The sequence below is a fragment of the Rhodococcus baikonurensis genome, from assembly GCF_040489275.1.
Taxonomy (GTDB): Bacteria; Actinomycetota; Actinomycetes; order Mycobacteriales; family Mycobacteriaceae; genus Rhodococcus_F; species Rhodococcus_F baikonurensis.
In genome coordinates this window covers 1-19,935 of record NZ_JBEUOQ010000034.1, presented here as the reverse complement: position 1 = coordinate 19,935, position 19,935 = coordinate 1, and the positions used below count along the sequence as shown (strand labels likewise).

The following is a 19,935-nucleotide window of genomic DNA, read 5'->3' as shown; positions in this document are numbered from 1 at the left end:
GGAGCCCTGCCCGTTACTTCCCGCACCCAATCCGATGGACGACCCACAACACCCTCCTGACCTCGAATGTTGCGTCCACCGATTGAGCCCAATCAGTACACCTCAAAGGGTTTCGCGATGCTCTGCGCGAAGTTGGGTGTCGCGCAATCGATGGGAGCGGTGGGCACGAGCGCAGATAATGCCCTGGCCGAGTCGTTCAATGCGACACTCAAACGGGAGACCCTACAAGGAGCAGCCCGCTGGGAATCGCCCCGGGTGGCGAGGCTGGCGGTGTTCCGGTGGGTCACCCGTTACAACACCTGGCGTCGACACTCGTACTGCGACTATCTCAGTCCCACCGACTACGAAACCGCTCACACATCCGATAGCCTGCAGCAAGCCGCGTAATCACAAACCCCGTGTCCAGTTTCCGGGGTCAAGGCCCCCTCGACTGATCCTCGTACCGAACCGCGTGCAATCCCTTGTGGCGCAATGCCGTCAATGCGACAGTACGTGCATCGTCCACATCTGTCTTGCGTCCTCCGCCGGTATCGAGCACGCGCACACGCATGGCGAGGGTGGACGGTACGTCGACGACGTGTTCAGCGTCGGCGAGCAGTATTTGTGCGATACCGCGCCCCAATCCCTTGGCGCCTTCGACGGCGAAACGCCGCTCGGCCCATCTGTGTGATCATTTCCGCAGTTGCGTGGCAGTACCGGAATTGACAGCGAACCTGCGGCGGGCCATTGTCTCGCCGCTGTTGTCGACGGCGACGGCTGTCAATGATGCTTTGTGCGGGTCGATTCCGATGATGATTAATTCGGATGCTCCTGTTGTCCGGGTGCGGTTTCGGTGTGCACCTGCGGTGGGCATCCTGACTTGAAGTTGATCGTTTCACGCCTCTGTCGAACCACACCGTAGGCCGGTGTCGATCGGAAGGGCACGCTATAAGTGAGCCAATCACCCGATTGGGGCGGCAAGGAGCTTGCGAGCCTGCGCCGACCGACACCGTGGACTTTACGAGATTGCAGATCCCGGTTGTCCTGGTTTCCATTGAACAAGTCAGGAGCTTGGGTAGAAGCCCCGTCAACGTCTTGTCTGCCCTTCCTGACCGGCGAGCCCTCGTTTGGTAACAGGAAGGCACTTTCCATCATGACAATGATCGAGTTGGAAGTCATCGCCGGGATCGACACCCACGCCGACACCCATCATGTCGCCGTGATCGATACCACCGGTCGCAGGCTAGGAGACGCGGGATTCTCGACAACCTTGAAAGGCTACAAGGCGATCGCCGCGTACATCGCCGCGTTCGGCCTTGTCCGACGGGTCGGAGTTGAAGGCACCCACTCGTACGGCGCTGGGATCACCCAGCATTTGAAGGATTCCGGGGTCCGTGTGGTCGAGGTGATCCGTCCGAATCGGCAAGTGCGGCGTATGCAAGGAAAACAGATCAGGTCGACGCCTATGCAGCCGCATCAGCGGCTTTGGCCACCGACGATCATCCGGAACCGAAACAACTCGACGGTCTCGTCGAGGCCGCCCGCTACATCCACGCAGCGCGTCGCAGTGCGGTCAAAGCACGAACTGCCACTCGCGTTCAGATCAAAAGTCTGCTGGTCACCGCACCCGAGCAGATTCGGGCCCGGTACCGAAGTACCGCCGACACGGCATTGTTCCCCGCCTTGGCCCGCACGAGGCCGGCATCGGAAGAGAACATGCTCACCCGCACAATCATGTCGTCGTTGAAATCTCTGGCGCGCCGGTACCAGCACCTCACCGCGGAAATCGACGTACTTGAGGCCGATCTCGAGCAGCTGGTGCTTGCGATCAACCCGGGGCTGGCGCAGACGAAGGGCATTGGAACCGTCACCGCCGCACAACTATTGATCACCGCCGGTGGAAACACCGATCGACTGAAGTCGGAAGCGTCTTTTGCAGCACTCTGTGGGACGAGCCCTATTCCGGCTTCCAGTGGCAAGACCACTCGTCACCGGCGGGGTCGCGGCGGCGACCGGCATGCAAACTCCGCCCTCCATCAAATCGCCCTCACGCGAATGACCTACGACCAACGAACCCGCGACTATATTCAACGTAAGCAGCAGGAAGGCAAGGGAACCAAGGAAATCCTCCGCTGCCTCATTGGATGAGTATGGGTAATGCGGGCCATGTCGGCTCGTTCGTCGGGAACGACGGGGGACGGCCACGCTGTCTAGCCACTCGATGGCCCGTTTGAGCAGGTCGCCCTCGCCGTTGCCGGGGAGTGTGATCGGCGCGAGAGAGCAGCCCCACGAGGGCCGAACAATGAGGAACCGACGCCCTGCCCGGCTCCAGCGACGGTATTCGGACCTGGAGGTCAACACATGTTCTGTGGATGGGATTGGGGTTCAACTCGGCACGGCGTCTGCTTAATCGACGACAACGGGACGGTAATCAAGACCTGGATGATCGAGCACACCGAGAAAGGCATCGCGGCGCTCTTCGCCGAACTCTCCCAACTGGGTGATCCGGCCCGGCTCCCGGTGGCGGTCGAGCGTGGTGAGGGTCTGGTCGTAGGGCGCATTGCCAGCGCAGGGCATCCCGTACTGATGATCGAACCGGCATCTTTCAAGGCTGCGCGGCCACGGTGGGGTTCGGCAGGAGCGAAGGCTGTCACATCATGCTCGCCGACTACGCCCGCACCGACAATCACCGCCTGCGCCGGGTCGAACCGGTAGCGCAGGCCACCAGGGAACTTGCCACACACGTTCGCGCACGAACCGTGCTGGTCCAGGCGCGCACGGCGTCCTCGAATCAGTTGTGGGCCATCTTGTCCGAGCACTGGCCCGGCGCGGCGAAGGTATTCCAGAAGCTGACATCCCAAGTCGCACTGGCATTCTTGGCCGACTACCCCACCCCACAGTCGGCGGCACTTCTCGGTGAAGGTCGGATGCGCCAGTTCTGCCATCGGCACAGCTACCGTGGCGGCAAGTCCGCGGGCCGAACTCGTCGGGCGGCTCCGGGCAGCGCCCGCCGCCGCGAACCCCATCGCGCCGAAGGTACTCGAAGCGATCATTCGTGGATCAATCGCCCAGATCGCCCTGCTCAACACCGAAATCGCCCGTCTTGAGCACGAACTCGCGGACGCCCTGGCTGCCCATCCCAAAACTGTGCTCTTCGAGTCCCTTCCGCGCGTCGCCAACGTCAGCCTCGCGGCGCTCATCGCAGAGATCGGGCCCTGCTCGAGCGATGCGACTACCGGCGAACAGGTCGCCGCCCTGTGCGGGGCCGCACCGGTCACGAGGGCCTCGGGAAAATCCCGCAGCGTCGGCTTCCGCTATACCGCCAACAAGCCGGCACGCGCCGCGATTACAGGCTTCGCCGACAACTCACGACACAGCTCGGCGTGGGCTGGCGACTGCTACCGGCGTGCCCGTTCGCGGGGTGCTCGGCACCCACACGCGGTACGGATACTCGCCCGTGGATGGGTCCGAGTGATCTGGGCCTGCTGGACCACCGACACCCCCTACGCTCCTTGCCGACACCGCGGCGAACAACTGCTTGTCACCGCGACTTGACCAAGAGAGCTCAAACGCGTGATCGCTCGAGAAGTCTTTCACACTCATCAGTAGCCCCGTCCCCGTTGTCGATCACCGAAAGCTTCGACCGCTCCGCCAAGAACGCGGACTCATCCAAGTTCAGGCGGCCGCAGCCTTGGGCGTCAGCATCGCCAAGATTTCACTCGCGGAAAACGGACGGGTCCACGACGCTACCTTCCTCACCACCTACGAAACATGGCTCCGAAACACCGATTTGACACCCTAGGAGCATCAATTGGCCTGCTGCGCCCGAAAACTGCTGTATCCCAGACAACTTGACAACATCTACCGGGCTCCGCACCGCAGGCGAACCCGCGATGCGAGTCATGCCTTGACCACGAAAAGAGGGCTTCAGATTTATCAATAATATTTGCATCACGTGCAGAAAGCGTTAATCGATGCGTAGCGCTGCTGCGGCGCAACCCATTCAGTCGCGGTGCTCCGATGTGGGATGAGTTCCGAATTGCTCGGCTAGGGATGTATGCAATCCGGTTGTCAGCCCACATCTTTCGCGGGGCCTTGTATTGCAGAAGTGTTGAACAACGAAAGGTGGGCGGTTTCAAGAAGCCAACGCAACACCTTCATGCGGAGGTTGTCGTGACGGTTTCGTGGAACGATCGGTGCATCGCGTATTCGATGCTTCTTATGGGTGCTTCCGCTCAGGAAACGGCGAGCCGATTCGGTGTGAACACGGGAGCGGTCGTCGAGTGGGCCAGGCTAGCGGGCATGGTGATCCGTATGGGAGCCCGAGGCGGCATCGAGCCTGTCACTACGTCAACGTCAGCGTTGAATCCTCAACGCGCATACCGTCGCTTGACTCACCAGGACCGTGTCTTCATCGAGATGGCGATCAACAGCACGCCCGCGTGGTCGATACGAGCGATCGGCCGGCACCTGGACGTTGCCGCGTCCACAATTTCACGGGAGCTTGGACGTCACAGAGTCGAGACCGGGCGAGGGCGCGGCGGGTCGCGAGAGACGAGATACCATGCCGGTGTCGCGCATCACCACACGATGCGCTCGCGCGTGAGAACAAGGGCACGCAAACTTGATTGCCATGAGCTGCGGTCACTCGTCGTCACAGGCTTGAACGAGAAGCACTCTCCGCAGCAGATCGCAGGGAGACAACGGATGATGTTCCCCAACCAGCCGCAGTTGTGGGTGTCCCACGAAACAATCTACCAAGCCCTCTATGTCCAAGGCCGGGGATCGTTACGGCACGAATTGACCGTCGCCAAGGCGTTGCGTTCAGGCCGTTCTCGCAGGACACCTGCCTCACGATTGCCATCCCGCGATGTCCGACCGTGGTTAGCGGGGGCCCGGCTCACGGACCGGCCCGCTTCCGCGGCGGATCGTGCTGTCCCTGGGAATTGGGAAGGCGATCTCGTTGTCGGTCCCGCAAACTCCGGGATCGTCACGCTCGTCGAGCGGAACACGCGCTTCGCGTTGATAGAACGGCTACCCGGCGTCCGCGACTCGGCCACCGTGATCGACGTCATCCGCAACCAAATCATGCGCCTCCCAGAACATCTCAGGAAAACTCTGACCTGGGATCAGGGGCAGGAGATGTCGAGACACAAAGACTTCACGATCGCGACCGGATGCCCCGTGTTCTTTTGCGACCCGCATTCGCCCTGGCAACGAGGCTCGAACGAGAACCTGAACGGCCTAATCCGCGACTACTACCCGAAGGGCACTAACTTCAACAACGTATCCGACGACGCGATCGAGGCAATGGTCGAGCAGCTCAACAACCGCCCCCGGAAGATTCACGGATTCCATACCCCTCGTGAGAAACTGAACGAACTCATCAGCAGTGTTGCGCTGGGTTCTTGAAACCGCCGTGCACTTACGCTGTGAAAAGAGAGTTTTTCAGGTCGGTGCGTTCGCTACGCCAACCGGTGCCGTGTGAACTCAGAACTCGCAGAACCCTCGTTGGGTTCTGCTCATCGACACGAGTCTTCCTTGGTGCAGCACGATCCGGTCTTGAGGTGCGGCCGCAACGGCTTCTTCGAGGCTTTCCGCACGGATGGCTAACAATTCGGCCTGTGCATCTTTCTCGATTCCCGACTTCGGAAGTGACATGACGTCACGGGCGCCGTCGCTGACGGCCCGATAGGCCTCCTCGACAGACAGATGCCCGGCAGTGACCAGCAACATCGCTGTCTCGAGAGCATCGCTGCGTCCGAGCGGGTTGTAAGGGTCACGAACGTTGTCGGCGCCGGCGCCGAACCGTACACCGGCATCGATCAATGCCCGCGCGGCGGTGAGACCACGCGGCATTGCCACAGGGGTGTCCCAGCCCTGTAGGTACAGATTGGTGATCGGCAGGCTGACGATCCCGACGTTGCTCTCTTTGACCGCTTCGATCACGCGGGCCAGCACTTCCGGCGTGACCATTCCCAGACTGACGCAGTGTCCGGCGGTCACCGGCATCGAACTCGGCCAGTCCCGGACGGAATGAGCAAGCTCCTCGAGCGTGAGCATCGTCGGGTTGGTTTGCTCGTCGGTGTGCATGTCGACGCCGACGCGGCGATCACGTGCTATTGCCAACAGTCGCTGCAGATTTCCGCTGGGGTCGGGTGTTTGGTGCGGATGCCCACCCAAGAAATCGACGCCGAGGTCGAGGGCTGCATGTACTGCCTCGTCGCCCACGACGTACGGCGTCATCGCCACGAGCTGAATATCCATGACGCTCGAGAGTTCCTCACGGACTTTCACCAGTGCCTGAATTCCACGTAACGGCTGGTCGCCTCGTAGGAGATTGACGTGTGATCGCACCGCGGTCGTTCCGTTGCCCAGCAGCAACAATGCCGCGCGTCGGGCGCGCTCGGCAATACTCTCGACGGTCAGGGACGGTGTGTGGTTTTCCCAGGTTTCGATTGCGGAACCGAGATCACCAGCAGGTGGCCGGATCTCGTCGAACGATAGTGCCTTGTCCAGATGCGCGTGCGGCTCTGCCGGCGCCGTGAGCAGGAGAAATCCGGTGAGGTCGAGGTCGTCCTCGCTTGGCACTAGCCCTTGCGCGGGTACGACGTCATACACTCGCCCGCCCACGATATGAACATCGACGATCCGTCCGTCGACGAGGGTCGCATTGTGCAACGTGGGCACTGCGTGTCCGCCCAGGACGAGGGGCAGCGGTGCGGCGAGGGGCAGCGATGAATTCCGGGTCACGGTACTCCTAGGGTCGATCGAGTGAACGAAAGTCTTTCTTGCGTATCGAGCAGTGGACACCTTGGACCAGGTCTACTACCTGCGTCACCGAAAAGTCGCCCGCTGCACTGAGATACAGGTAGGCCTCACTGGGTGTCATACCGGTGTACGAGGCGAGGAAATCGACCGAGAGTTCCGCGCATTGACGCATCGCCTCGTCCAGACTCTCGTTCATCCCGAGGATGATCCAGTGATCGTCGGTGTCGACGAAGGGCATCGCGGCACGGGGCTGAGACAGAGTCTTCACGACGGTCAGTCGGGCGGTGACCCGCAGCGACCCTTCGAGTGCAGTGAGCGCGATCTCGCCGTTGCCCTGCGCGAAGTGCGGGTCGCCCAGGTAGAAACCCGCTCCGTGCACCTGGATAGGCAGGTACAGCGAGGTTCCGACCACCATCTCGCGCACGTCCATGTTGCCGCCGAACGGACCTGGCGGAATGGTGCTCAAAGGCTCGTTACCGGCAGGTGTCACGCCGCACAGTCCCATGAAGGGCCGCATGTCGATTGTCGCTGCGCCACCGCTGAATTCGAATCGTGCACGATCTGCGGTGTCGTCGAGTGGGCAGAACTTGCTGAATACTGCGGGAATGCTGCCGTCGACATCGCGCGGAAGGATTTCCGGCAACGCACCTCGCTGATGCCTGCTCGAGATCACTCCGTAGGGAACTCGCGGTGTCATCTCGAGGAAGTCGACGCGTAACCAGTCGCCGGGCTGGGCCCCGCGCACGTGAACGGGTCCGAGCACCACATGTGGAGCTTTAGGCGCTGTAGGTTTGCGGAGGTCCGATGCAGCCAATTCGATGGCGTCGGCCAGTACTTTCGAGCGGTGGACTCCGTATTGCCGGAAGTAGGCCACGGGGTCGCGGCCTTGGTCTTCCATCAGACCTTCTTGCGAGACCGTGTCGAAAGTGACAGTCTCGCCGCTGTCGAGGGTGAGCACAGGTTCGGTCGTCGCGGTGGGGAGAGTGCCCCAGCTGACTGTGTCCGGTGTGCACCAGAGGTAGTGGTCAGCGGAGCCCGGATAAATCCCGGCCTGGAGTATCTCCATTACGCGGTCGCGGCCGCGGCAAGGTACGCACGCCAGCCACCTGGGGTGGTGATTTCGCGGGCTGAGTCTGTGACGAGGGGCAGTGATCGGCACACCATGCTCAGCGAGCCGCGGCCGTCCTCGAGTTCGATCACTGACAGTTCGAGTTCGTCCGGCTCTCGCGGCAGTAATTTCTCGCGCAGCTCGGCGTACGACACCTCGTATATCTCGCCTGGTACGGACCAACCGCCGACATCGACGGGAGCGAGTCCGGGAAACTCGTCGTCGAACGAGAAGAACCGATAGGCCGGTGCGGTGCGCACCGCACCGACAAAACGCGCCGAGGACAGGGCGTCGTTGAGTGAACCTCCGCTCATTGCTTGGCCGTTGACGAACATGAGGACAGTGTTGGGGGACATCGTAGGAACTCCTTGTTGCGGCGGGGTCAGTTGCGAGTGGATCAGCGCAGTGTGGTGTTGCCGTGCCCGCGTAGTGCGTGGATACGCACGGCTGTGGTGGCACGGTCGAGGTCGCCGCTCGCGAGGTCGTCGAGCAGTGCGCGATGTTGGGAAATCGGTTCGTGTCCCGATTGCTGGACGTAGTCGTCGGTGGGATACAAGAACGCCTGCCTCTCCAGGAACGACGAGGTGACGGGGCAGAACGCGGCTCGGTTAATGGCCATGTGGAATTCGAGATGAGTCATGGCGTATTGAGGGCTACCTACCCCGAATTCACTCAGTGCACTATCGAGCGGTGTCAGCATCGCGTACAGCGAATCCCAGTCCACGCTCGAGGTTTTCGCGGTGATGAGTCTGGCAGCCACTTGGTCGAATGCGACTCGGAGTTCGTGAAGCTCGGCACGTGCCTGCGCATCGACATCCACGACGATGAGCTGACCACGCCGAACGCGTTCGACAAGACCTTCACTTGTCAACCGCTGCAATGCTTCTCGGATGGGAGTCCGGCTCACACCGAGCTCGTCGGCGATCTGCTCCTCGGTCAAGCGGGTTCCGCCACTGAATTCACCGGTGGTGATCTGTTGCCGGAGATACAGATATACACGTTCGCGTGCACTGACAGGATCGCCGCTACGGCTCACGATCATGCTGTCCAACGGGCTCACAGGGTCGTCCTCGCTTTCGACAGTGCTGCCCGGCAAGCGTTGGTGGCGCGCTGCATGAATGTTCCGGACATCACGTTCATACCTGCCGACAGCGCAGTGCTCTGCAAGGCGCTCACCCGATTGTTCAGATCGAAGAACTGGTTGCCCGGAGATACGAGAGCCGAGAAGTCGAACACGAACGGCGACTCCTCGGAGGCGTCCGTCTCACCCCACGTGGTCGTATTGACCAGCAACGACGGCGTGCCCGGGCCGAGCAGCGCGGAGACGTCAGCAGGTGCTGCGAACTCGGCGTCGAATCGCTGCGCCCACACCACTGCAGCGTCGAGATTGCGGGCACTGCCGATCAGTCGCACACCCGGCCACGCCCGGCGGCACGCCAACGCTACCGAGTTCGACGAACCGCCGGACCCGAGAATCAGAATCGACGACGGTGTCCGGCCACCCATCAGCGTTTCCATCGCCGCCTGAGATGCCCAACTGTTGGTGTTGACTCCAACCTCGCCCCTCGACTCACGAACTATCGTGTCGACGACACCGGTTCGCACGGCGGACGGAGTTGACATCGCCAAATACGTTGCGACCGACTGCTTCCACGGACTGAGAACGAGCGCGAGTGTCCACGCAGGATTCGCCAGTAGCGCCTCGGGATTGTCGAATGGCAGTGTCCCATCCAGTTCGACGCCGTAGTCCGCCAGCGCATCGAGGAGCAGTCGACCTTTCAACGCATGCGCCGCTGTGGTGCCTATCCCGGCGATCGCAGCGGGGTCGGTAGACGGTGAACCGGTGGACCCACCATGTACTTCGTCGACGCAACGCTCAACCGCGGCACGGATAGTGGCGGAACCGGTATCTCCGAGCAGTGTTGCCTGTATGTCGCTCACGCGCTCTCCTCGTCTGTTGTGCTGGATTGTCATTGTTCGCGGATCGGCAAGTCAGCGCACGGAATCGGCAGGCGTTCGCGCCGGCTGGACCTGACGGCCGCGGGGTGCGCCGACCACTTCTCCCTTCTCGTAGACAAGGCCGCCGCGCAGGTACGTCGCGACAACACTGCCGGTGAGCGCCCAACCGTCGTACGGAGTGACGTTGTGCTTGGAGTGGAGCGAGTTCTGGTCGAGAACAACCTCGGCTCCGGCGTCGACGAGGACGAAATCGGCATCGAAGCCGGGCGCGATCTGACCTTTGTTCGCCATCGACCAGCGCTGCGCCGGAGTGTAGGAGCACAGGCGGACGATGTCTTCGACGGTCAGCTTTCCCTGCGCAGCGGCGGTGAGCATCAACGGAAGCATCGTTTCCACGCCGATGAATCCGCCGTACGCCTTCCACACATCTGTCTCGGCCTGCTCGTCGACGGTGTGCGGGGCATGATCGGTGGCAATGATGTCGACGTCCCCGCGGTCGATCCCGTCCCACAATGCGGCCACGTCGGAGGCCGGGCGAATCGGCGGGTTGAGCTTGATCAAGTTCCCGTAGGTGTCGTAGGCATCCGCGTCGAGGAACAGGTGCGAGACAAGTGCTTCGACACTGACCCGATGCCCCTGCGCACGCAGATCCATCACCCGCTGGAGTCCGACGGCCGTCGATAGGTGATGGATGTGCAGTTTGGTCTTCGCTTCGGTTGCCATCGTGATGATGCGAGTAATGGCCTCGACCTCGACGAAGGCGGGCCGGCCTTCGAGGTGTGCGCGCGGATCCTTACGACCGGACGCTTGGAGGCGGTCACCGAACATGCGCAGCAGGTGATCGTTCTCCGCGTGCACGCCCACGACAAGATCGGCGGCAGCGGCAGCTTCGAGTCCACGGAAGATCGCGGCGTCGTTGGGGCAGCGGTTGTCACCCGTCGTCTGACCCATGAACAGTTTGAGTCCCATGGCGCCCAGCTCCGCCATGTCCGCGATCTCGTCGGAGTTGGCGTGATCGAGCATCCCGTAGAGCCCGAAGTCCACGTACGCCTTGTTCTTCACCAGGTCCAGCTTCTGCCGGTATCGCTCGGCCGTCGCGACGGGGGGTTTGGTGTTGGGCATGTCGACGACGGTCGTGACGCCGCCCGCAGCTGCAGCCGACGTGCCGCTCGCGAAGTCTTCCTTTTCGGTCATTCCGGGCTCGCGCAGATGGACGTGCATGTCCACCAATCCTGGGAGAACGAGCAACCCCGTCGCGTCGATGGTCGGCACTCCCGGGGCGAGGAGATTGTCGCCGACTGCGAGGATGCGCCCATCGGCGACCGCGATGTCCTGGCGGCGGCGACCGTCGTGGGAGATAACGGTTCCGCCGGTGACGACGAGGTCCGGGGTTGTGGGAGAGGACATTTCAGGGCCTTTCGGTTGCGAAAACAGTGTGTTGGACAAGGGAGTGCTCTATGCCAGCGCCAGGTCTGGATTTTCTTCGTGGACTTCGCGAATGGGCCCGAGGTCGAACAGGTCGTCAACAGAGAGGTTCAGGCCGCCGGCTGCGATGGCTTCGATGTTCGCTGCGGCAGTAGCGTCGGAGATCGACAGAATTTGCTGTCCGGCAGAGCCGTTGCGGATGAGTTCGTTGCCCGCGATGCAGCAGTCGTAGGTGGACTGAGGGTTCAGGTTGAGATCCTTGCCGTATTCGTTGACGGTGAGGTCCGCTGCCCTCTGTGGGTCCGCGAGAACGTCCTTCCACCCCCGGATCTCGGCGTGTAGGAATGCCTTGAGCTTCTCGCGGTTGTTGTCGATGTTCTCCTGGGTGGTGATGTAGGTCTGCCCGACGAGAGGAAATCCGACGTCGGCAAGGAGCATCGTGTTGATGTCGAATCCCTTGTTGCGCAGGTCGACCACCTGACTGTTGACAAATCCGACGTAGCCGTCGATCTCACCGACAGTCATGCCGATCGGGTCGCCCTGTACCGGCACCGTGTTGATGCGGGACTCGTCGAGACCGAGCGCTGCAATGAAGTTGCGCCAGACCGGTTCACTGGACGAGGCGCATCCAATGGTTTTGCCGTACAACTCTTCCGGTGTATTGACGGGATTGTTTCCCATCGTCATGACGCATCCGGCGTAGCGACTGTAGACGGCGCCGACGATCTTCAGCGGCGCGCCCTTCGCGACGGCAGATCCGGCGATGGGCACCTGCGAGACTCCTACGAAGGTGCGTGAGAGGACATCGGATTCGATCGGTGGAGCGGTGGGTCCACCGGAGACCAGATCGGAGCCACTGAATCCTGCGTCGGTGTAGTAACCGTTCTTGTCGGCGACGTAGCTTCCGGCGAACTGGGTGTTCTTGATCCAGGCCAGCCGCTGGGATGCAACTCCGAAACCGTCTGCGGAGGCGCTGCCCGAGTCGCCGGACATGCAGGCCGACAGAACGGCGGGCCCGGCCAGAGCGAGGCCGCCCAAGGTGAGTCCGCGGGTGAGAAATTTCCTGCGATCAAACTGTGTGGTCATCGGGTATCCGTTTCGGTAACGAGGAAAGGTGGGGTTCGGCTGGCGCCGCTCTCAGCGGGGAGCGCTCATGCGTGATGTGACAGCGGCTTCGATGACGCTGACGATCTGGTAGATGACAATGCAGGTGACGGTGAGTACGACGACCGAAGACCACAATCGTGCGAATTCGAATTCGTTGGCATCCCTGAGCATCTGGCCTCCCAGTCCCTGCCCGGTGGCTAGCCATTCGGCCAGTAATGCGCCGACGATCGAGGTGGTGACGGCTAGACGCGCTGCGGCGAACCAGGTGGGAATGGCATGGGGCAGAGCAACTTTCCAGAATGCGGACAGAGTGGATCCGCCATACGCGACCACCATATCGACATCGGTCCGCGGAGTACTGCGGATCCCCTGCAGCATGGTGAGCAACGCGGGCACAACGACGATCGCAGCACCGATGACGGCAGTGCCGACCAGTCCGCGTCCGAAGATCAACACGAGAATCGGCGCGATAGTGACCATCGGGATCGCATGCAACGCCGTGACAGACGGAATGAACATGGCCTCGGCTGTGGCCGAAAAGTAGAAGAGCAGTGAAACACCGGCCGCAAGAAACAGCCCGAGGACAAATCCATACGACGCATCGGTGAGCGTGCGGGCCAGATTGGAGGTGATCACTGCGCGGTGCTCCGCAGCATCGGTGTCGGTGATCAAGTAATTCCAGACATCCGTCGGCGACTTGGCGACGAACGGGCTCACATCGACCAGTCGAATGAAGAGGGTCCAGGCGGTAAGGATGGCGATCACTGCCCCGACGAGCGTCGCGAGAGTACGCGCCAGGCTGTGCACAATCGTGAGGGCCTGGTTTCGCTGTGCGGCGCGCGGGCCGGCGACCTCCGAGGGCGAGTCCTGTGTGATTGTCATGCGTTGACTCCCGACGTACTTGCAGCCCAGGGGGTGGCTATCTTCTCGACAGTGTTGACCAGCAGGAATGCAAGACCGGCGATGAGGCTCGATACCAGCGTGATTCCCCAGGTGCGCACCACGTCACTCGAGGACTGAGCGACAACGAGCGCAGCCCCTAAACCTCGCTCCTGCCCCATGAACTCACCGATGATCGTTCCCAGAATTGCCGCGGGCACAGCGACTTTCAGTGCAGTCAAAATACTCGGCAACGCCGACATGAGCTGCACCTTACGCAGAACGAGGTACTCACCGCCGCCGTACGCACGGACCAGATCTTCGCTCGACGAATCAGCATGTGAGAGCCCGTTGATGGTGCCGACGAGGGTGGTGAAGAAGACCGAGACTGCGGCCATGATCGCGGACGTGACAACACCGTCGAAGCACGCCGCGAGGATGGGTGCGATTGCGATCAACGGGATGCACGCCGACGCGATACCCACCTGCAACACCAACTTCTCGAGGGCCGGAACCGTCGTCACCAGCGCTGCGCACGCGATCGCGGCAAGATTTCCCCACAGGTAGCCCACCGAAGCCGATGCCAACGTGACGGGAATGTGGACTCCGTAGAAGGCGAGACCGTCGTGCATCACGCCGCCGACAATGGCGGTGGGTGGCGCTATGCCCGGGCCGAGAATGCCTGTCATACCGACGATCTGCCACACGATGAGCACGACCCCGGTGCCGAGCACTCCGAGGAATCGACTGTTCTTCATCGGCGGTCACCACCCACGGTGGCCAGTGCGTCCTCGTCGCGGGTGCGAGCGCTGAAGAGAATGGAGGACAGGAGATCGACGTATTCGTGGAATTCGCGGGTGCGCATCATCTCCGGTGTCCGGGGCCGCGGCAGATCGATCTTGACCACCTTCTCGACGCGCCCGGGCCGGGCGCTCATAACCACCACGGTGTCCGAGAGAAACACGGCCTCAGCGATACCGTGCGTGACCATGAGGGTGGTGGCAGGCCGCTCGGTCCAAATCCGGAGAAGCTCGATATTGAGCTTCTGTCGGGTCATGTCGTCGAGGGCGCCGAACGGTTCGTCGAGGAGCAGAACGCGGGGCTTGACCACGAGTGCCCGCGCGATTGCCACGCGCTGGCGCATACCTCCGGAAAGCTGTGCTGGTCGTGCATTCTCGAAGCCGGTGAGGCCGACCAGGTCGATGAGTTCCTGAACGAACTCGTCCGAACCCGTCTGCTTCGACACCTCGAGGGGGAGACGAATGTTGGAGCGGACCGACCGCCAGGGCAGTAGTGCAGAGTCTTGGAATGCGATTCCGAGGTGGCGGTGTCGGCGCATGTCCTGCGGAGTTTCGCCATGGACCAGTGCGGTGCCTGCGCTCTGTGATTCGAGGCCGGCGAGGATCCGCAATACGGTGCTCTTGCCGCATCCGGACGGTCCGAGGAGCGTGACGAATTCGCCTTGCTCGGACTGAATGTCGACGCCGTCCAGTGCGGTGACAGTGGAGCGTCCAACCTTGAATTGTTTTGTGAGACCGCCGATGTGGATCCCCGGCGCGGTAGGCGAGATCATTCGTTCTCCCTTGATCGGATGCGACCCCGCTTGCATACAAGCTTGGATCCAAGTGCGTAGATCGAACTTTAGGGACGCTGTGTTTCGATTGCATGAACGACGGAAACATGTGGATTACATTGCGCTCACGGCTCTTCCTCACGGTCCAAGGCGAAGCCCGCAAAACGATATGCAAGATCTTCGTCAACTCGTCGTGCCGCCTTTACGCGCTCAGCAATCGGAACCGCGCGGGTTCCTAGAATCTTGGAACACCCTTGTATGAACTGGTACCCGGAAGTTGGACTGGCTGATCCGTGCCCCTCAAAGTGAACCATCTATATGAGAGATGAGGCAGAGTGATCCACAGGAGGTCACAGGATGTTGTCAAGTTGTCTGGGATACAGCAGTTTTCGGGCGCAGCAGGCCATTCCACAGAGCAGTCGGTCAGGCAGTGATGCGTAGTTCAGTGACCTGATTCCAAACCTGGAATCGAGCGCGGATTTCGGTGCGGCGGTCGGTGGCGTTCATACGGTGGCGGGGCGGGCGGAAGTGCGGGGAGATACGACTGAAAGCGGCGAGGAATCGTTGCGCTGCACCGACGGAACGGAAGCCTTTTCATCGCCCGCTCGCGTTGCCGGGTCGGCTGATGGGAATTCTCGGGGGAGTGGAACGCCGACAACCCTGATTCGATTGCTCCGCGTCTGGAGGAGCGGACGCGTACCGCGTTGTTGCGGTTCGCGTGAGCGTGGATCGGTAGTCGGAAGGGGACCGGCCCGAAGCTACCGGGCCGGTCCCCTTCGTTGGATACTCGGAATGGCCTCTCACCGTGGGCGGATTCCGTCGATCGTCGCAACACTCGAACCGGGGATCCACTGTAACGACCCGCCCAGATCACCCTCGGCGGATGACGCGGAGAGTGCTCGACCCCGGATATCGTCCGCTGCATGGACAATGATGTGGAAATTCGGGCAATCGCGAAGGACACGTACACATTTCGGATACGCGATGGTGGAAAACTATCGCACGATGTACGCCCAGGCCATCGACGCAAGCGACCCCCGCTACATCGGCGGATTCGGCATCTACCGGCACTACCCCGAGCCCGCCAGGCCTGAGAATACAGACATCGTGACCCCCAACAACGACACGCCGTATTCATGGCTGTGGCTGGACTTGCGAGCCGAACCGTACGTCGTGGGTGTCCCGGCGATCGACCGCTACTACATCCTTCCGTTTCACGATCTCTACACCATCTACGCGGGATTCGTCGGCGCTGTGACCACCGGAACCGGTGCAGGGTCCTACCTCCTTGCCGGGCCTACCTGGAACGGCGACGTGCCCGCCGGCATCGACGGGGTCATTCGTTCTGCCACTGATTTCGTCGGAAGCCTCACCCGCACAGCGCTGATGCCCGACGGTATCGAAGCGATGGAGAAGATACAGGCCGCCTACGACGTGCGCCCACTGAGTGCATTCGCCGCGACCGAGAAGCCGCAACAGCCCCCTGCCCCACAATGGCCGGTCTGGGATGAGCAGAAGTTCACCACCACAGTCGCCTTCTACGAGTTGATCGACTTCCTCCTTCAATACGCGCCACCGCTCGAGGAAGACGTAGATATCCGCGCGCGGATATCTACGATCGGACTGCGTGGACAGGGGAAGTTCCGCACCGAGGACCTCGACGCCACTGAACGGGCACAATTCGAGAACGGCCTCGCAGACGGCAGAGCCGAAATCGAAGTACAAGAAGGCCATACATCGTCATCGATCGGCATCTTCGGAACCCACGAACAGATGGCAGGCAAGTACTCGCACCGCAACATTGGTGCAGCTAAAGGGATTTACGGGCTCCCTCCGAGCGAAGCGTGGTACGCGGGCTGGCTGAATGACACAGACGGCGACGTTCCTGTCGGGACCAAGTCATTCACTGTCACTTTCGCTGCCGATGCTCTACCGAAGGTCAAGTTCTTCTGGTCGGCAACTATGTACCGACTCCCGGAGCGGCTACTCGTCGCGAACCCCATCGACCGATACTCGATTGGCGACCGCACACCGGACATCGTGTACAACGATGACGGCTCTCTGACCCTGCACATCTCCCACGACGAACCTCGCGAACCCGCAGCGAGAGCGAATTGGCTCCCCGCTCCCGAAGGGCCCTTCACCGTCGTCGTCCGCGCCTATGGCGGTGAAGCCGACATCGTCGACGGCACTTAGAGAGCATTCGGAAACTCGCGGCGGTGCTCGCTCAGCGCGCTTGTGGGGTAGAGGCGGGCTCCTGGTTGGGTCAGGGATGAACAGTCGCTGACCGCACCCAGGAGCCCGCCATGTCATCATCACTTGTCGCGTCGTGCCCGGCATGCCCGTCGGGGGCGCCTGGGCATCGGAACGTGGTGTATCCGTCCTCGTCACTGACCGACGCACAGTGGACGGTACTGCAACCATTGCTACCTCGGCCGGGCAACTCCACCGGATGGGGCGGCAGGCCCGAAAAGTACTGCCGTCGTTTGGTGTTGGATGCGATTCTCTACGTGGTTCGGGGTGGGATCGCGTGGCGGCAGTTGCCGGTGGAGTTCCCGCCGGCGTCGACGGTGTACGGGATCTTCGTCCGTTGGGTCCGCGGCGGGGTATGGCAGGGCATCCACGACGCGCTGCGCGACCGGCTCCGTGTGCGGGCCGGACGAGACCGGTGCCCGACCGCGGCGATCGTCGACTCGCAGACCGTGCCCGCAGCCGACACGGTGCCCGGATCTCGTCGCGGATGGGACGGCGGGAAGCGAACGAATGGGGTCAAGCGGCACATTGCGGTGGATGTGAACGGGCTACTGCTCATGGTCGTGGTGACCGCCGCCTCGATCCAGGATCGAGACGCCGCGCACCGGTTACTGGCCGGTCTGCGGGGCGGCTTCTCCACTATCCGGCTTATCTGGGGCGACGGCGGCTACCCCGGTCGACTGCTCGGTTGGGCGAAAAGCGTGCTCGCCCTGCAGGTTGAGATCATCAAACGGATCCCCGGTGCGAGCGGATTTCACGTGCGGCCCCGGGTTTGGGTAGTCGAGCGCACGTTTGCGTGGATCAACAAGTACCGCCGTTGCGTGCGCGCTTACGAGACCCGACCCGACCACCACGAGGCCGTCATTCACGTCGCCATGATCGGCCTCATGACCCGGCGCCTTGCAAGGGCATGAACCCAGTTTCCGAATGCTCTCTGAGAGTCCAGACGCACGAGGAACGCTTTTTCCCGGTTCGTGACTTTGGTGAGGTTTTCGGAGGATTCCGTGCGTGAAAGTCTGGGCATTGCCATCGATGATCATTCCATTTCCACGGCGCTCGTGGACGCGGACACTCCAGTGCTCGGGGCGATCGACGATTTCCGTCATCCGTGGACCGCGGACGTCCGGTCTGCAGCGTCGACGGCGCGCGCGTTGACCTCTGCAGCCGCCGTCGCAACCGAGAGAGCAGCACGTTCTCAGTTGCATCCGACGACGATCGGAATGGTATGTGAGCGTGCAGATGTCCGCGACCTCGTCCCGGAGGCGTTGTTGGCACAGGCACGAACAACCGTCGAGCTGGTCAACAACCTCGAGGCGCGTCTTGCTTACCTTGCCACGGTGGATGCTCTGGCCGGTGTTTCCCCGGTTCTCGTGGCTTGGCCGGAGGGTGAGGAGGGCATCGTCAACTTAACTGGGCCTCCGTCAGGGATGATCAACGGATGAGTCGGGGAGACGAGACAAAGGTGGATTCGACGCGGTCACTCTACAAACGGCACCGCTATCCTGCGGAGATCATCGCGCACTGCGTGTGGTTGTACTACAGGTTCGCCTTGAGCTTGCGCGACGTCGAGGAGTTGATGCTCGCCCGTGGCATCGTCGTCTCGTACGAGACGATCCGTGCATGGTGCGCGAAGTTCGGGCCCGAATACGCGCGTGGCCTGCGCCGACGCGCTCCCGAACCTGGCGATACATGGTTTCTGGACGAGGTGTTCGTCAAGATCGGCGGCATCCGGAAGTACCTGTGGCGGGCGGTCGATCAGGAAGGAAACGTCCTCGACGTCTTGGTCCAGTCACGACGCAACGCGAAGGCTGCGAAACGTTTCTTCGGTAGGCTGATGCGCAAGCAGGGCCGGGTACCGAGGGTGCTGGTGACCGACAAGCTTGCCAGTTACGTTGTGGCGCATCGGGAGTTGATGCCATCGGTCGAACACCGGCGCTCGAAGTACCTCAACAACCGGGCCGAAAACTCGCACCAACCCACCAGGCAACGAGAACGCGCCATGAAGTTCTTCCGTTCACCGGGCGCAGCGCAACGGTTCCTGGCGGTGTTCAGTGCGATCTCGCCGCACTTCCGGCCCGGGCGACACAAGCTCACCGCGAGCGATTACCGCTCCGAAATGACCAACCGATTCGCCACCTGGAACGACGCCACCGGCGTACTCGCCGCCTGAACCTGGTTTCTCACCAACAGAATCCGCCCCAGTATGATCGAATATTGTTGATTCCCAGTCATGTTCAGTTAAGTTGACAAAGCCCTGCCGGCGGTGGGGTGTCGGCTGGGCTCGGGCCGATCGCTCGGCGGTGCCGGCGGCGGTGGGTGGGGAGCTGCTGTTGCTCGTCGATTCGGGCGTGCGACGGGCTCGGGAAGGTCGATTTTCGGGTGTTTTTGAATGTTGTTGTGTTTCAGTAACTTTGGGTGATCGGTTGGTGCATAATCAGTTTCGGTAGTTACGCATGGAGTTATTTTTGAGAAGTTCGAATTGTGTTGTTGTAGTTACAATTTCGAGGTTTTGTGGTTCTGTATTGTCTTGCGATTTGGGGTGGGGTCCTGTAGGATGGGAAGCATGATGACGATGAGCTGGCAGACGCGAGACGGGGTAGCGTCGAGCGACCCCCACTCCTCCCCGGCCCCGTTTGGTGCTTGGGTACCGACTTTTCAGTTACGATCAAATCCTTTGGTGACAAAGACAATTCAGGAATTTAGAGGAGCGAAGCGAGTCGATCGACGGCAGCCTGGCTGGACCCACTGCGAGCCGCGCAGCGGCTCCCTGGCGGGGAGCGAAGCGAGCCGCTTCCGTTCCCGATGCGGAGCATCGGGAGAGCGCCGCGGTTCAGTCCTGATGGGGCGCCATGTAGCGAGCCGGGTATTCGCCGCCGCCGGG

Annotated in this window: 20 protein-coding genes and 4 pseudogenes; 12 read left to right on the top strand and 12 right to left on the bottom strand. The window is 61.7% G+C overall.

Annotated elements, in window-relative coordinates:
- Positions 1–93: 93 nt before the first annotated feature.
- A pseudogene (locus ABWI03_RS32800) lies at positions 94–387 on the top strand (transposase); the annotation flags it as partial.
- 28 nt (positions 388–415) lie between these two features.
- Here the strand turns inward: ABWI03_RS32800 and ABWI03_RS32795 are convergent.
- A complete protein-coding gene (locus tag ABWI03_RS32795) occupies positions 416–622 on the bottom strand; it encodes a hypothetical protein (protein WP_209923424.1) in 207 nt (68 codons plus the stop codon).
- A 510-nt stretch (positions 623–1,132) separates the two neighbouring features.
- Between ABWI03_RS32795 and ABWI03_RS32790 the strand changes: the two are divergent.
- The 7 genes and pseudogenes from ABWI03_RS32790 to ABWI03_RS32760 form a co-directional block, all read left to right on the top strand.
- Positions 1,133–1,426: pseudogene (locus ABWI03_RS32790) on the top strand (IS110 family transposase); the annotation flags it as partial.
- A 38-nt stretch (positions 1,427–1,464) separates the two neighbouring features.
- Positions 1,465–2,127, top strand: coding sequence for a transposase (locus ABWI03_RS32785; RefSeq protein WP_245219992.1), 663 nt, complete (start codon positions 1,465–1,467; stop codon positions 2,125–2,127).
- A 213-nt stretch (positions 2,128–2,340) separates the two neighbouring features.
- A complete protein-coding gene (locus tag ABWI03_RS32780; protein ID WP_209923418.1) occupies positions 2,341–2,694 on the top strand; it encodes an IS110 family transposase in 354 nt (117 codons plus the stop codon).
- Positions 2,673–2,744: pseudogene (locus ABWI03_RS32775) on the top strand (hypothetical protein); the annotation flags it as partial. The gene ABWI03_RS32780 and the pseudogene ABWI03_RS32775, both read left to right, overlap by 22 nt.
- A gap of 151 nt (positions 2,745–2,895) precedes the next feature.
- Complete coding sequence (locus ABWI03_RS32770) at positions 2,896–3,534, top strand: transposase (protein ID WP_298783491.1); 639 nt, start codon at positions 2,896–2,898, stop codon at positions 3,532–3,534.
- A gap of 46 nt (positions 3,535–3,580) precedes the next feature.
- Positions 3,581–3,781: a helix-turn-helix domain-containing protein gene (locus ABWI03_RS32765; protein WP_209923439.1), complete on the top strand. Its 201-nt coding sequence runs from the start codon at positions 3,581–3,583 to the stop codon at positions 3,779–3,781.
- A 218-nt stretch (positions 3,782–3,999) separates the two neighbouring features.
- Positions 4,000–5,391: an IS30 family transposase gene (locus ABWI03_RS32760; protein ID WP_312638636.1), complete on the top strand. Its 1,392-nt coding sequence runs from the start codon at positions 4,000–4,002 to the stop codon at positions 5,389–5,391.
- A 78-nt stretch (positions 5,392–5,469) separates the two neighbouring features.
- Here the strand turns inward: ABWI03_RS32760 and ABWI03_RS32755 are convergent, their stop codons facing one another.
- From ABWI03_RS32755 to ABWI03_RS32705, 11 genes and pseudogenes are all read right to left on the bottom strand, one after another.
- Positions 5,470–6,732 (bottom strand): amidohydrolase family protein, encoded by a 1,263-nt coding sequence (locus ABWI03_RS32755; protein WP_298783351.1) that lies wholly within the window; start codon positions 6,730–6,732, stop codon positions 5,470–5,472.
- Between the two features lie 7 nt (positions 6,733–6,739).
- On the bottom strand, positions 6,740–7,816 hold the full coding sequence (locus ABWI03_RS32750; RefSeq protein WP_209923414.1) for an acetamidase/formamidase family protein: 1,077 nt from the start codon (positions 7,814–7,816) through the stop codon (positions 6,740–6,742).
- A complete protein-coding gene (locus ABWI03_RS32745; RefSeq protein ID WP_298783334.1) occupies positions 7,816–8,214 on the bottom strand; it encodes an allophanate hydrolase-related protein in 399 nt (132 codons plus the stop codon). The genes ABWI03_RS32750 and ABWI03_RS32745 overlap by 1 nt, the downstream gene beginning before the upstream one ends.
- 41 nt (positions 8,215–8,255) lie before the next feature.
- Positions 8,256–8,918 (bottom strand): GntR family transcriptional regulator, encoded by a 663-nt coding sequence (locus ABWI03_RS32740; RefSeq protein WP_298783327.1) that lies wholly within the window; start codon positions 8,916–8,918, stop codon positions 8,256–8,258.
- A complete protein-coding gene (locus ABWI03_RS32735) occupies positions 8,915–9,799 on the bottom strand; it encodes a hypothetical protein (RefSeq protein WP_209923409.1) in 885 nt (294 codons plus the stop codon). The genes ABWI03_RS32740 and ABWI03_RS32735 overlap by 4 nt, the downstream gene beginning before the upstream one ends.
- A gap of 51 nt (positions 9,800–9,850) precedes the next feature.
- A complete protein-coding gene (gene allB, locus ABWI03_RS32730) occupies positions 9,851–11,224 on the bottom strand; it encodes an allantoinase AllB (protein WP_209923407.1) in 1,374 nt (457 codons plus the stop codon).
- A gap of 48 nt (positions 11,225–11,272) precedes the next feature.
- Positions 11,273–12,328, bottom strand: coding sequence for an ABC transporter substrate-binding protein (locus tag ABWI03_RS32725; RefSeq protein ID WP_209923405.1), 1,056 nt, complete (start codon positions 12,326–12,328; stop codon positions 11,273–11,275).
- A 51-nt stretch (positions 12,329–12,379) separates the two neighbouring features.
- Entirely contained in the window at positions 12,380–13,231 is an 852-nt protein-coding gene (locus ABWI03_RS32720) for an ABC transporter permease (protein WP_298783299.1), read from the bottom strand.
- On the bottom strand, positions 13,228–13,986 hold the full coding sequence (locus tag ABWI03_RS32715) for an ABC transporter permease (RefSeq protein WP_298783291.1): 759 nt from the start codon (positions 13,984–13,986) through the stop codon (positions 13,228–13,230). The genes ABWI03_RS32720 and ABWI03_RS32715 overlap by 4 nt, the downstream gene beginning before the upstream one ends.
- Complete coding sequence (locus ABWI03_RS32710) at positions 13,983–14,801, bottom strand: ABC transporter ATP-binding protein (protein ID WP_298783283.1); 819 nt, start codon at positions 14,799–14,801, stop codon at positions 13,983–13,985. Before ABWI03_RS32710 ends, ABWI03_RS32715 begins: the two co-directional genes overlap by 4 nt.
- A 423-nt stretch (positions 14,802–15,224) precedes the next feature.
- A pseudogene (locus ABWI03_RS32705) lies at positions 15,225–15,438 on the bottom strand (IS6 family transposase); the annotation flags it as partial.
- Between the two features lie 347 nt (positions 15,439–15,785).
- On the opposite strand from ABWI03_RS32705, the gene ABWI03_RS32700 reads away from it, so the two are divergent.
- From ABWI03_RS32700 to ABWI03_RS32685, 4 genes are all read left to right on the top strand, one after another.
- Positions 15,786–16,997: a DUF1254 domain-containing protein gene (locus ABWI03_RS32700; protein ID WP_298783266.1), complete on the top strand. Its 1,212-nt coding sequence runs from the start codon at positions 15,786–15,788 to the stop codon at positions 16,995–16,997.
- A gap of 110 nt (positions 16,998–17,107) precedes the next feature.
- A complete protein-coding gene (locus ABWI03_RS32695) occupies positions 17,108–17,968 on the top strand; it encodes an IS5 family transposase (RefSeq protein WP_298783259.1) in 861 nt (286 codons plus the stop codon).
- A 90-nt stretch (positions 17,969–18,058) separates the two neighbouring features.
- A complete protein-coding gene (locus tag ABWI03_RS32690; protein WP_298783250.1) occupies positions 18,059–18,496 on the top strand; it encodes a hypothetical protein in 438 nt (145 codons plus the stop codon).
- Positions 18,493–19,224 (top strand): IS6 family transposase, encoded by a 732-nt coding sequence (locus tag ABWI03_RS32685; RefSeq protein ID WP_155289649.1) that lies wholly within the window; start codon positions 18,493–18,495, stop codon positions 19,222–19,224. The genes ABWI03_RS32690 and ABWI03_RS32685 overlap by 4 nt, the downstream gene beginning before the upstream one ends.
- The last annotated feature ends 711 nt before the right edge of the window (positions 19,225–19,935 follow it).